This is a genomic window from Amycolatopsis jejuensis (assembly GCF_000717335.1).
Lineage (GTDB): Bacteria > Actinomycetota > Actinomycetes > Mycobacteriales > Pseudonocardiaceae > Amycolatopsis > Amycolatopsis jejuensis.
This window is the reverse complement of record NZ_JNYZ01000012.1, coordinates 262,862-275,323: the sequence shown is the minus strand read 5'-3', so window position 1 is coordinate 275,323 and position 12,462 is coordinate 262,862. Positions and strand designations below refer to the sequence as shown.

At 71.5% G+C, this 12,462-nt stretch carries 11 protein-coding genes; 3 read left to right on the top strand and 8 right to left on the bottom strand.

The window, feature by feature from the left end:
• Positions 1-61: 61 nt before the first annotated feature.
• From OO71_RS18745 to OO71_RS18715, 7 genes are all read right to left on the bottom strand, one after another.
• Complete coding sequence (locus OO71_RS18745; RefSeq protein WP_033291079.1) at positions 62-1,594, bottom strand: bifunctional uroporphyrinogen-III C-methyltransferase/uroporphyrinogen-III synthase; 1,533 nt, start codon at positions 1,592-1,594, stop codon at positions 62-64.
• A gap of 74 nt (positions 1,595-1,668) precedes the next feature.
• Complete coding sequence (hemC, locus tag OO71_RS18740) at positions 1,669-2,616, bottom strand: hydroxymethylbilane synthase (RefSeq protein ID WP_033291078.1); 948 nt, start codon at positions 2,614-2,616, stop codon at positions 1,669-1,671.
• Between the two features lie 6 nt (positions 2,617-2,622).
• Entirely contained in the window at positions 2,623-3,936 is a 1,314-nt protein-coding gene (locus OO71_RS18735) for a glutamyl-tRNA reductase (RefSeq protein ID WP_033291077.1), read from the bottom strand.
• Entirely contained in the window at positions 3,936-4,700 is a 765-nt protein-coding gene (locus OO71_RS18730; protein WP_033291310.1) for a redox-sensing transcriptional repressor Rex, read from the bottom strand. The genes OO71_RS18735 and OO71_RS18730 overlap by 1 nt, the downstream gene beginning before the upstream one ends.
• Positions 4,701-5,253: 553 nt before the next feature.
• Complete coding sequence (locus OO71_RS18725; protein WP_033291076.1) at positions 5,254-6,810, bottom strand: molybdopterin-dependent oxidoreductase; 1,557 nt, start codon at positions 6,808-6,810, stop codon at positions 5,254-5,256.
• A 57-nt stretch (positions 6,811-6,867) separates the two neighbouring features.
• Positions 6,868-7,083, bottom strand: coding sequence for a glutaredoxin family protein (locus tag OO71_RS18720; protein ID WP_033291075.1), 216 nt, complete (start codon positions 7,081-7,083; stop codon positions 6,868-6,870).
• A gap of 34 nt (positions 7,084-7,117) precedes the next feature.
• Complete coding sequence (locus OO71_RS18715) at positions 7,118-8,623, bottom strand: AMP-binding protein (RefSeq protein WP_033291074.1); 1,506 nt, start codon at positions 8,621-8,623, stop codon at positions 7,118-7,120.
• Positions 8,624-8,892: 269 nt separating this feature from the next.
• Between OO71_RS18715 and OO71_RS18710 the strand changes: the two genes are divergently transcribed.
• The 3 genes from OO71_RS18710 (at position 8,893) to OO71_RS18700 (ending at position 11,814) form a co-directional block, all read left to right on the top strand.
• Complete coding sequence (locus tag OO71_RS18710) at positions 8,893-9,591, top strand: sigma-70 family RNA polymerase sigma factor (RefSeq protein WP_033291073.1); 699 nt, start codon at positions 8,893-8,895, stop codon at positions 9,589-9,591.
• A gap of 95 nt (positions 9,592-9,686) precedes the next feature.
• Positions 9,687-10,721, top strand: coding sequence for a DUF5667 domain-containing protein (locus OO71_RS46500; protein WP_245633708.1), 1,035 nt, complete (start codon positions 9,687-9,689; stop codon positions 10,719-10,721).
• A 184-nt stretch (positions 10,722-10,905) separates the two neighbouring features.
• Positions 10,906-11,814: an HAD family hydrolase gene (locus tag OO71_RS18700; protein ID WP_033291072.1), complete on the top strand. Its 909-nt coding sequence runs from the start codon at positions 10,906-10,908 to the stop codon at positions 11,812-11,814.
• Positions 11,815-12,023: 209 nt separating this feature from the next.
• Here the strand turns inward: OO71_RS18700 and OO71_RS18695 are convergent, their stop codons facing one another.
• Positions 12,024-12,431 (bottom strand): RidA family protein, encoded by a 408-nt coding sequence (locus OO71_RS18695; protein WP_033291071.1) that lies wholly within the window; start codon positions 12,429-12,431, stop codon positions 12,024-12,026.
• Positions 12,432-12,462: the final 31 nt, after the last annotated feature.

The following is a 12,462-nucleotide window of genomic DNA, read 5'->3' as shown; positions in this document are numbered from 1 at the left end:
CAAGTCCGTGAAGGGAACCTTCACGGAATCAGATTCCCTGATGGTTCCCTTCACGGAACGGTCAACTACGCCGAGTCCGCTTGGCCTTCCGAGGCGGAGGCAACGCCCCCTCCGCCCGCAACCGCGCAGCGTGCTCCGCCAGCGCGTCCACCAAATGCGGCACATCGGCCTTCTCCGGCTGCACATCCACCCGCAGCCCGAACTCCACCGCCGTCTCCGCGGTCTTCGGCCCGATACACGCCACCAACGTCCGCGTGTGCGGCTTCCCGGCGATCCCCACGAGGTTCCGCACCGTGGACGACGACGTGAAGCACACCGCGTCGAACCCGCCGGTCTTGATCATCTCGCGGGTCTCCGCTGGCGGCGGCGCGGCGCGCACCGTCCGGTAGGCCGTGACGTCGTCCACTTCCCAGCCTCGCTCGACGAGACCGGCCGACAGGATCTCCGTGGCGATGTCCGCCCGCGGCAGCAGTACCCGGTTCACCGGGTCCAGCACGTCGTCGTACGGCGGGAACTCCGCCAGCAACCCCTCCGACGACTGCTCCCCGGCGGGCACCAGTTCCGGAATGATCCCGAACGACCGCACCTTCGCCGCCGTCGATTCCCCGACGCAGGCGATCTTCACACCGGAAAACGCACGCGCGTCGAGGCCGAACTCCTCGAACTTCTCCCACACCGCGCGGACCGCGTTGGTGGAGGTGAACACGATCCACTGGTACCGGCCGTCGACCAGGCCCTTCACCGAACGTTCCATCTGCGCCGGGCTGCGCGGGGGCTCGACGGAGATCGTCGGCACCTCGTGCGAGGTCGCGCCGTGGCCGCGGAGCCGGTCGGCCATCTCGCCTGCCTGCTCCTTGGTACGCGGGACCAGCACCTTCCAGCCGTACAGCGCCCGCGACTCCCACCAGGACAGCTTCGACCGCTGCCCGGCCGCCGCGCCGACGGTGACGACCAGCGGGCCGACCAGCTCGCCCGCGTCGTTGGCCACCGAGGCCAGCGTGGTGTCCAGTGTGCGCTGGGTGTTGATGGTGCCGTTCGCGGTGACCGCGACCGGGGTGTTGGCCGGCAGGCCCTTCTCGGTGAGCTGGCTCGCCGCCTCGGCCAGGTGCGCCGAGGTCGCGTGCAGCACGATCGGCCCGGGGACCGCGGCCAGCGCGCCCCAGTCGACCTCGCCGCGCACGTCCGCCTCGGTGTACGTGCCACCGAGCGCGACGCCTGCGTACGCCGGGACCGCGGTACCCGGCGCAACGCCCGGGATCACGTCGAACACGGCCGACGTGCGGGCGACGGCCTGCACCTCGGCCACCACAGCGGGGCTGGTCAGCGGGTCGCCGGAGACGAGCCGCAGCGCGAGCCGGCCGGCTTTGGCCTCGGACGTCAGGTCCTTCGCGACGTCGGACGGCTCACCGACGGCGGGCCGGACCTCGGCGCCGGGCGCGGCAAAAGCGAGCACGCTCGCCGGCACGTCCGGGTCGGTCACCACGACCTCGGCCTTGGCCAGCAGTTCCTGAGCGCGGACGGTGAGCAGCCCGGCGTCACCGGGGCCCGAGCCCACGAAGGCGACGCGCCCGGCAGTCTTGCGAGCGGGGGTCATCGTTGGTGTTCTTCTCCTCTTGGGCGGCCGGAACCGCAGGTGGGTGGATCAGGTCGGATCGGTGACGGCGAGCGTCACTGTGCGGGGCCGGACAGTGCACCGGCCCCCAGGTCGAGCAGTTCGGCGGCCAGCTCACGGCCGAGCTTCTCCGCTTCGCCGATCCCGGCGATCGCGGACGCCCGCACCATGTCGACGGCGCCGTTCTCGTCTTCGACGGCAGCGGTGCCGCGCAGCGAGATGCGTTCCACCACCGCGCCCTCGTCGTCGAGGTCCTCGACGATCTCGGCCAGCGCACCCACCGGCGCGCTGCACCCGGCTTCGAGCGCGGCGAGCAGGGCCCGCTCGGCCGTCACCGCGACCCGCGTGCCCTCATCGTCCACAGTGGACGCGAGCAGGTGCTCGACGTCCACGTCGGTGGCCCGGCACTCCAGCGCCAGCGCCCCCTGCGCGGGGGCGGGCAGCATCTGGATCGGGTCGAGGGTCTCGGTGATCTCCCCGGCCCGGCCGATGCGGGCCAGTCCGGCACGCGCGAGGACGACGGCATCCAGCTCACCGTCGGTCACCTTGCGCATGCGGGTGTCGATATTGCCTCGGATCGGCACGATTTCCAAACCGAGCCCCAGCGCGCGCAGCTGAGCCATCCGCCGCGCGGCCCCGGTGCCGACCCGCGCGCCCGGCGGAAGCTCGCCGAGCGTGAGGCCGTCGCGCGCGATCAGCGCGTCGCGCGGGTCCTCCCGCGGCGGCACCGCGGCCAGCACGAGACCGGGTTCCGGCGCGGTGGGCAGGTCCTTGTACGAGTGCACGGCGACGTCGATCTCGTTGCGCAGCAACGCTTCCCGCAACGCGGAGGTGAACACGCCGACCCCGATCTGCGAGATCGGGGCGCTGGAGAGGTCGCCGGGCGTGGTGACCTTGACGATCTCCACCTCGACGCCGGTGGCGCGGATGAGGTCGGCGACGATGCCGGTCTGCGCGAGGGCGAGCTTGCTGCCCCGCGTACCGAAACGAATGACTCTGGTCACTTACTGCTACTTCTTCTCGGGGTCGGATGCCGCGGTGGGGCTTGCCACGGCCGCAGGGGCCTGCGGGTCGAGGCAGAACAGCTCCCGCAGCGCATTGGCGTAATCGGTGTCGGCCGTCTCGGCGGCCAGCTGCTTGACGCGCACCGTGGGGGCGTGCAGCAGCTTGTCGACCACGCGGCGCACCGTGCGGCCGACCTCTTCGCGAACCTGGCTGTCGAGCTCCGGCAGCCGGTTGTCCAGGCGGAGCAGCTCCGCGTCCACCACCTCGGCCGCGCGGCGGCGCAGCGCGGTGACGGTGGGCGTGACCTCGGCACTGCGCTGTCCGGCGAGGTACTCGCGCACCTCGTCGAGCACGATGCCGGTGGCCTTCGCGGTCTGCCGTTCGGTGGTCGGCGCGCCGGCTTCCCGCATGCGGCGCTGGATCGTCTCCAGGTCGACCACGGTCACGTCGGCGAGCGTGGCGACCGCGGGGTGGACGTCCTTCGGCAGCCCGAGGTCGCACACCACCAGCGGACGGCCACCGCGCGCGGGCACATGCGCGGTGAGGAACACGGCGTCCTGCGCGCCGGTGCAGGACACGACGACGTCAGCGACCTCGACGGCCTCGGCCAGCGCGGGCAGCGGCACGGACCGCGCCGGAATCCCCTCGGCGGCGACCTTCTCGGCCAGCCGGACGGCGTTGGCCTCGGTGCGGTTCGCGACGGTGATCTCGCCGATCCCGGCTTTACGCAGCTGGGCAGCAGTGAGCGCACCCATCGAACCGGCGCCGACGATCAGCGCGTGCTTGCCCTCGACGGCACCCGCCGCGGCCAGCGCCTCGGACACGACGGACGCGCCGAGCTGGTCGAGCCCGGTCTCGGCGTGCACCCGCTTGCCGACGCGCAGCGTGGTCTGGATCAGCTCGTGCAGCGTGCGGCCGACCGTGCCCGCGTCCCGCGCGGTGGCGTATGCGGACCGGACCTGGCCGAGGATCTGCGTCTCGCCGACCACCATCGAGTCAAGGCCCGAGGCGACCGAGAACAGGTGCTCGACCGCCGCACCGGCGTAGTGCACGTACAGGCTGTCGTACAGCTCGGCGGGCTCCATCCCGGCCTTGCGGGAGAGCACGTCCGACACGTCGTTGACGCCGCCGTGGAACGTCTCGACCACGGCGTAGACCTCGATGCGGTTGCACGTGGAGACGAGCATGGCCTCGCTGACGTGCTCCGCCTGCTGCAGCTCGTGCAGGATCTTGGTCAGCTCCTCCGCAGGGACCGCCGCCCGCTCGAGCGTGCCGAGGTCCGCACTGCGATGGGAAAGCCCGACCGCCAACACGCTCATCAGCGCACCACCATTCCGAGACCACCGTCTTTACCGCCATTGTCGATCGGCAGGCCGGCGCCCGGTAACCCGGTATCGCCCTGGTTTTCCAGAGCGGCACTGTCGGCACGGCGAGCCACGTGGAACGAGAGGATCTGCAGCTCGACGGCCAGGTCGACCTTGCGGACCTCGACGTGCGCCGGTACCTGGAGCACCACCGGCGCGAAGTTGAGGATGCACTGGACACCGCCTGCCACCAGCCTGTCGCACACGGACTGCGCAGCGGTAGGAGGTGTGGCGATGATCCCGACGGAAATCTCCCGTTCGGCGCAAACCCGCGGGATTTCGTCCATGTGCGAGACGGGAAGTCCCCCTACGGGAACCCCGACGAGGTCAGGGTCGAGGTCGAAGAGCGCCTCGACGGGAAATCCGCGGCCGGGGAAGCCGCCGTAGTTCGCGAGCGCGTGCCCGAGGTTACCGATTCCGACCACGGCGACCCGGTGCTGCCGCGTGAGCCCGAGAATGCGTTCGATCTGGCTGACGAGCACCTGCACCTCGTAGCCGACGCCGCGGGTGCCGTACGAGCCGAGGTAGGAGAGGTCTTTACGCAGTTTCGCGGAGTTGACCCCGGCCGCGGCGGAGAGTTCTTCGCTGGAGACGGTGGTGGCGCCCTGTTCGGCGAGGCCGGAGAGAATCCGCAGGTAAACGGCCAGCCGGGCGACGGCTGCCTCGGGAATCTGCTTCGCGCGGACAGCGGTGTCCTCGACCTCGGAGACGGCAGGCATCTCGGCGGTGGGCGCGTTGTCGGCGTCCGGCGCGGGGCGGGTGGTGCGCGTCGTGCGGCGGGGCTTGGGTTTGGCGTCTGCGGGGGCCCGGCCGTTGCCCGGCGCACCAGCGGCCCGGCCGTTTTCCGCGGCGCGGAGGTTGCCGGTCGGAGCGGCGTCCGGCACGGGCTGGTTTCCGTTGGGGGACAAGCCGTTCTCGCTCACCGTGGAACGGCGGCGGTTTCCGGCGGCGTGCCGTCCACCGGTGCGACGGCGGACCGGCGGGGCGTCCGCAGCTCCGTCGGTGCCGGTGCCATCGGACTCGTCGCGGGGTGGCCTGGCGGGCGGTTCGGCACCGCTGCGCCCACCCCGCTGTGTGACCACGCTGGTTCTCTCCTCGTCCGGCTCCGGCACGCCGGTTCCCGAAGGTCCACCAGGACGGCGGGGAAACCGGCTCTTGACCCCGCGGCTTCGGTCCGGTTCGATGCCGGTCCTCGCGGGGACGACTTCCCTACGGTAGTCCACTTGTGAACGCAGGCACAAAGTCACTGGTCACCGACGCGGCCAACGGCACTCAGCCGGCAGTGAACGGCACCTTGTGCCACCCGGTCGCCCCGTCCGGCACCGGGTCCGCCGGGTGGTCGGTCTGCGTGTACCCGGACTGGTCGGTGGCCCGCACCGACACCGTGTGGCTGCCCACCGGCACCGGGACCTCGGCCCACCACATCCGCCACGTGTCCTTGTTCACCTCGGCCGACAGCGTCGCCTGCTGCCACGGCCCCTGGTCCACCCGCACCTCGACCTTCGCGATCCCCACGTGCTGCGCCCACGCCGTCCCCGCCACCCGGACCCGGCCCGCGGGCACCGACGCCGACGTGCGCGGCACGTCGATCCTCGACTCCGTCTTGATCGGCGCCTGCTCGGCCCATCCGCGCTGCAGCCAGTACGCCTGCCGCGCGTCCCAGGTCGTGAACTCCAGGTCGGTCACCCACTTCGTGGCCGACACATACCCGTACAGCCCGGGGATCACGATCCGCGCCGGGAACCCGTGTTCCACCGGCAACGGTTCGCCGTTCATGCCGATCGCGAGCATTGCGCCGCGCGCCGGATCCAGCGCGACGGACGACGGGGTGCCGCAGGTGAATCCGTCCACACTCGTCGCGTACATCTGCTGTGCCCCCGGCCGAACGCCTGCCGCAGACAGCAGGTCCACCAGGTCGACGCCGATGAAGTTCGCCGTGGAGATCAGGTCGCCGCCGACCTCGTTGGACACGCAGGTGAGCGTGACGACCCGCTCGACCAGCGGCCGGTTGCGGATGTCGGCATAGGAGAAGCTCACCTCGCGGTCCACCATCCCGTGGATCTTCAGCTGCCAGTCCTCGGCGCGTACCTGCGGCACGACGAACGCCGTGTCGATGCGGTAGAAGTTCGCGTTCGGGGTGATGAACGGCGGGGACCCGAGCTTCTGGAAGTCCGCGTCGGCCGGGAGCGGCGGCGCTTTCCGGGCGGCGACCAGTGGACCCACCGACGCCCGCGACCCGGCCGCGCTGCCGCTGCTCGACACCAGCTCCCCGACGACCGCGGCGACGCCCGCCCCGGCCGCGATCCCGGCGCCGCGCTGCAACACCTGACGGCGGCTGAATCCTTGCCGCAGCTCGGTTTCCGCGGGTAACGCCCGCCGGTGCAGCCAGCTGAACACCAGCAGCGACGCGGCCAGCGCCAGCACCGGAGCCAGCAGCGCGAGCTGCCCGACGTCCGTCCGCTCGTACACCGCGAAGATCCCGAACGCGCCGACCACGACCACCAGCACCTGCCCGGGCAGCGGACGGGCGCGCGACACCTGTCCGGCCAGCACCGCAAACCCCAGCAGCACCACGGCAATACCGATCTTGAGCACGGTCTTGTCCGCGGTGCCCAGCGTCTGCTCGGCCCACACCACGACGGGATGCGGACTGTGCGCGATCACGAAATCCGCCACCGCCACGAACGGCGACGCGCTGTACCCGACGAACCCGGCGACCAGATGCCCCACGCCCAGCGCCGTGACCAGCGCGACCAGCGAGATCGCAGTGGCCAGACCCAGCGACAGCCGCGGCCGGACGGTCGGCGGCGCTTCCTTCAACGCACTCACCCCACCATCTTCGGGGCCCCGAGCCACAATGCGGCCAGCCAAGCGCTTACGGGTTGCTTACCGGAGCGCCGCGCGCAGCCGCTCTTCCTCCACACGCCAGTACCCGTGCTCGGCGCCGTCGACCAGGATCACCGGCACCTGGTCGCCGTACTCGGCCCGCCATTCCGGGTCGCTGTCGACGTCCGCGGTCTCCCACGGCACGCCCAGCTCCCCGCAGATCCGCGCGACGTCCGCCTCGGCCACCTCACACAGATGGCAGCCCGCGCGGCTCATCACAGTCACCAGATGCACGTAACCACTCTAGAACTCACCGCAGCTTCAGCCGCCGCAGCTTCCCGGTCGCCGAATGCGGCAGCGTCTCCGCGAACTCCACCGTGTGCGGCACCTTGTACCCGGCCAGGTTCGCCACGCACTGGTCCACCACCTGCTGCTCCGACAACGCCGCGCCGGTCGCCGGTACCACCACCGCTTTTACGGCCTCGCCACTCCGCTCGTCCAGCACCCCGACCACGGCGACCTCGGCCACTTCCGGCAGCTGCGAGATCACTTCCTCGACCTCGTGCGGGAAAACGTTGAAGCCGTTGACGATGATCAGGTCGTTGGCGCGGTCGACCAGGTGCAGGTCGCCGTCGGAATCGAGGTAGCCGACGTCGCCGGTGCGGAACCAGCCGTCGGCGTCCGGGCCGAACGTGCCGTCGGGCCAGTAGCCGGAGAACAGGTTCGCGCCGCGGATCGACACGAGCCCGGTGCCGCCCGCGGCCTCGAAGACGTCGTCGACCTCGTCCGGATCGAGGGGGACGTCCTCGGCGGTGCCATCGCTGTCCACCAGCCGCAGCTCGATCCCGGGCAGCGGACGGCCGACCGACCCCGGCTTCGGATAGCCGGTGACCAGCGTCGACGTCACCACCGGCGCACATTCGGTGAGCCCGTACCCCTCGTACACGTCGAGCCCGGTCGCCTCCCGGATCGCGGCGAGCACCTTCGGGTGCAGCGGCGCGGCGCCGGACGTCATCCGCCGCACGGTCGCCAGCCCGCGGCCCAGCTCGTCCCGGTCGAGCGCCGCGAACTCGCCGTACATCGCGGGTACCCCGGCGATCAGCGTGACCCGGTGCTCGGCGCAGTCGGCCAGCGTCCGCCGCGCTTCGAACCGCTCGGACAGCACCAGCGCCGCCCCGGCCGCCGTCGCCAGCAGCAGCCCCGGGCCGAGGCCGTACACGTGGAAGAGCGGGATCGACACGAGCACGCGGTCGTGGCGCTCGATCGCACCGTCCACTTGGGACAGTTGGGTCAGGTTGGCCAGCAACGCCCGGTGCGACAGCAGGACTCCGCGCGGCGGGCCGGTGGTCCCCGAGGTGTAGGAGATGACCGCGATGTCCTCCCCGGTGCGGCCGAGTTCGACCGGGTCGCCCTCGCCGGACGACCGCGGCGGCAGCCCGGTGACCCCGTCGGGCAGTTCGAAATCATCGCGCTGCACCACGAATTGCGCGCCGCTGTGTTCCAGCAGCCGCGCCAGTTCGGGCGCCGGTGCCTGCGGCGACAGCGGCACCGCGATCCCGCCTGCGCGCAGCACGCCGAAGAGCGCCACCGCGAAGTCCGCCGACGTCGGCAGCCGCAGCACCACCCGGTCGCCCGGCTGGACCCCATCGGACACCAGCCGCCGCGCCTGCGCGTGCGCGGCCTGGTCGAGTTGCCGCCAGGTCAGCGCGACGCCGGTGCCGGTCTCGGTGATTGCGGTGCGGTCCGGCCACCGGTCGGCCGCGTCAGTGAGCAGTCCGGCGACGCCGTGCGCGGTGCTGATCGGGTCCACCGCCACCCCTCTCGTCCCGTTGCCGATTCGTCATCTTGTCACCCGTAATGGGGATGCCGCGCGATCGTCGCACCTCTACCACCCGGGACCACTACCTACTTCGCGGTAACAACACGTATGCTGCACTGCGTCGCCGGGTGGCGTTGATCACTATCGGGTGACCAGAGAGAGGGAGTCGTCGTGCCGAAGCTGCCGGTCCACGCGGGGGTGGGACACGCGCTCGGGTACGCCTGCACGTGCCCGGCGGCCCGTGCGACGGCAGGAGGTGCCGCCCGATGACCCGGCCCGCCACCCTGTCCGGCACCACCCACCGCGGCCCGGTCGCGATGTTCGCCGAACGCGTGTTCGGCGCCGTCCCGCTCACCCGCGCCACCGAGGAACCCGACGCCGCCGAGGTCGCGAAGGCCGAGGCGTGGGAGCTGGTGCGGGCCGCGCAGGAAGGCGATTCGTCGGCGTTCGGGCGGCTGTACGACCGGTACGTCGACGTCGTGTACCGCTACGCGCTCTTCCGCCTCGGCGACCGTGACCTGGCCGAGGACGTCACCAGCGAAACGTTCCTGCGGGCCCTGCGCCGCATCACGTCGGTGAGCTACCAGGGCCGCGACGTCGGTGCGTGGTTCGTCACCATCGCCCGCAACCTGATCCTCGACCACGTCAAGTCCAGCCGGTTCCGCCTCGAGGTCGTCACCGACGAGGTCACCGAACCGGGTGGCGCGCCGGGCGGGCCGGTCGGCCCGATGACGCAGGCCGGTCCGGAACAGCAGGCGATTGCCGGCGCGACCAGGGCCGAGCTGCTGCGCTGCGTGGCCGAACTGGGCGAGGACCAGCGCGAATGCATTGTGCTGCGGTTCCTGCAGGGGCTGTCGGTGGCCGAAACCGCGCAGGTCATGCAGCGCAACGAGGGTGCGGTGAAGGCCCTGCAGCACCGGGCTGTGCGGCGGCTCGCGCAGCTGCTGCCCACCGGATTGCGTTGATCGTTCAACCATCGACCGTAACTTTCCCGAGTCCCTAATCGTTTCCCACGCAGACCGGCAGTCAGGGCCGGTGTGGGTGGAGACGGAGCAGCACCGTGGGCGTGCCCGGGTGGTTTTCGCGTGGTCGGACCGAGGTGGACCGGTTCGACGACGCGCTCGGGGTATTGCCGGACCAGCCCGCCGGGGAGTTCGCCGACGAGCTGGCCGTGGTCGGTGCCCTGCGCGAGCTCGGCTCCTCCGGCGCCCCGGACCAGGCCACCCGCGCCCGGATCCGCGCGGAAATCGAAGGCCGCCTCGGCGAACCACTCCCCCGGCGCCGGTGGCGGCCGCGGATGGCGGACCTGGTCGCGGCCGGAATCGCGCTGATCCTCGGCCTTGGCGGGCTCACCCTGCTGCTGTCCCGCGACGCGGTACCCGGAGATGCGCTGTACGGCGTGAAGCGGGCAGGCGAGGTCACCGCGCTCGGTCTGACGTTCGGCGACGAGGCCCGCGCCGAGAAGCACCTGGAGTTCGCCGCCAACCGGGTGAGCGAGCTGGGCCGGATCACCGACGCCAGCGGGTCGGCGTACCAGACCGCACTGCGCGACTTCGGCAGTGACGTCCGCGCGGGCGTGGCCGAACTCACCGAACTGGCGACCCGCAGCAGCGACCGCGCGCGGCTGACGTCGCTGGAGTCGTGGGCGCAGGACCAGGCGCGGCTGCTGGAATCGGAGCAGCCGGACGTACCGGCCGCGGCGCGCGAAGACTTCACCGCGGCCCGGGGCCTGCTCGCGCGCGTGCAGGAACGGACGACCGCGCTCGGGTCGCGGCTGAACTGCTACCAGATCACCACCGGCAGCACCGACGAGCTAGGCCTGCTCCCGGCCGGCGGGGCGTGCACCCAGCGCCCGCAGAGCTCGCTGTCCCCCGGCGGCGCGACGCCCACCAGCCCACCGGTTGTGGCCACGCCGCCGACCGCGTCTCCCCAGCCGGTACCGCCGCCCGAGCTCGCCAAGCCGAGCACGCCGACCCCGGCCGCGCCCGACGTCCTGGTCACCACGACCCCGCACAGCGTGCCGCCGCCGGACCCACCTCTCCAACGGGCGAGCCGCACGCGCTCGTGCCGGTCCCGCCACTGCCGCCCATCGTGATCGGCTGAACGACTCGACCCACCTCCCCAACGGGCGAGCCGCACGCGCTCGTGCCGGTCCCGCCACCGCCGCCCATCGTGATCGGCCGAGCGACTCGGCCCACATCTCCAACGGGTGAGTCGCGTGGTCGCTACCCTGTGCAGCAGGACCCCGGGCGGCGTCGTCCGCCGGGACGTGCCCGGACGTGGAGGCGGTGTGCGTGTCAGCTTGGCGTGGCAAGGATAAGAGTCAGGAGCTGGAACGGCTCGCCACGCTCGCGGGCGAGGCGTCGGCCGAGGCAGCGGCTTCGTCGGCGCAAGCCGCGGTGCCGGTCACCCCCGCACCCCCGGACCTCACCGCGGCCGCCTTCTTCGACGTGGACAACACGATGATGATGGGCGCGTCGATCTTCTACTTCGCCCGCGGACTGGCCGCCCGCAAGTTCTTCACGTCCGCCGACCTGGCCGGCTTCGTATGGGGCCAGATCAAGTTCCGCATCGGCGGCCGCGAGAACAAGGCCGACATCAGGTCCCACCGCGAACGCGCACTGTCCTTTGTGGCCGGTCGCACGGTGGAGGAGCTCACCACCATCAGCGAGGAGATCTACGACGAGCTGATGGCCGACAAGATCTGGTCCGGCACCCGAGCGCTGGCGCAAATGCACCTGGACGCCGGACAACGAGTATGGCTGGTCACGGCGACGCCGATCGAGCTCGCCGCGATCATCTCCCGCCGCCTGGGCCTGACCGGCGCGCTGGGCACGGTCGCGGAGACAAAGGACGGCGTGTACACGGGCCGCCTGGTGGGCGACATGCTCCACGGGCGAGCAAAGGCGCACGCGGTCCGCGCGCTGGCTTCGCGGGAAGGCCTGAACCTCAAGCGCTGCACGGCTTATTCGGATTCGCAGAACGATGTACCGATGCTGTCCGTGGTGGGCACGGCGGTGGCAGTGAACCCAGACAGCGGCCTGCGGGACGTGGCCCGCGCGCGGGGGTGGGAAATCCGCGACTTCCGCACCGGACGCAAAGCCGCCCGCATCGGTGTCCCGTCCGTGATCGGCGCAGGCGCCCTCGCGGGCGCAGTCGCCGCGGGGATGGCTTACCGGCGCCGTTAATCCACCGCAGCCGCCGCACCTGCCGACATTGTCAGTGGTGGGTACGGCGGTGGCAGTGAACCCGGACAGCGGCTTACGGGACGTGCGCGGGGACGGGAAATCCGCGACTTCCGCACCAGCTGCAGGCTGCCCGCATCGGCGTGCCGTCGCCGTCGGGTAGATGGCGCAGGCGCACTGCCGGGAGCGGCCGGGGTGGCATACCGGCGCCGCTAATCCAGCACCGCAGTCGCCTCTACCTCCACCATTAGGTCCGGTTCGGCAAGGAACGCCACCCCGATCCCCGTCAGCGGTGCCTGCACACTGACCCCCAGCCGCTTCTCCGCGCGCTGTACACCCTCCACGAACTGGCCCATCTTCTCCGGCGCCCACCCGACGAAGTACACCGTGAGCCGAGCCACGTCCGCGAACGTGCCGCCGACCTCAGCCAACGCTGCGGCGACGTTCAAGTAGCACTGCTCCACCTGAGCAGCCAGGTCGCCTTCGCCGATCCGGTCGCCCTCGGCCGTGCGTGCGACCTGACCGGCGATGTACACCGTCCGCGTGCCGGTGGTGACCGAGACCTGCCGGTAGAGGTCGACCTTCGGCAGGGCTTCCGGGTTGACCAACGTGACGGCCATGCTTCCTCCTCAATGATCGGTACCTCAACCA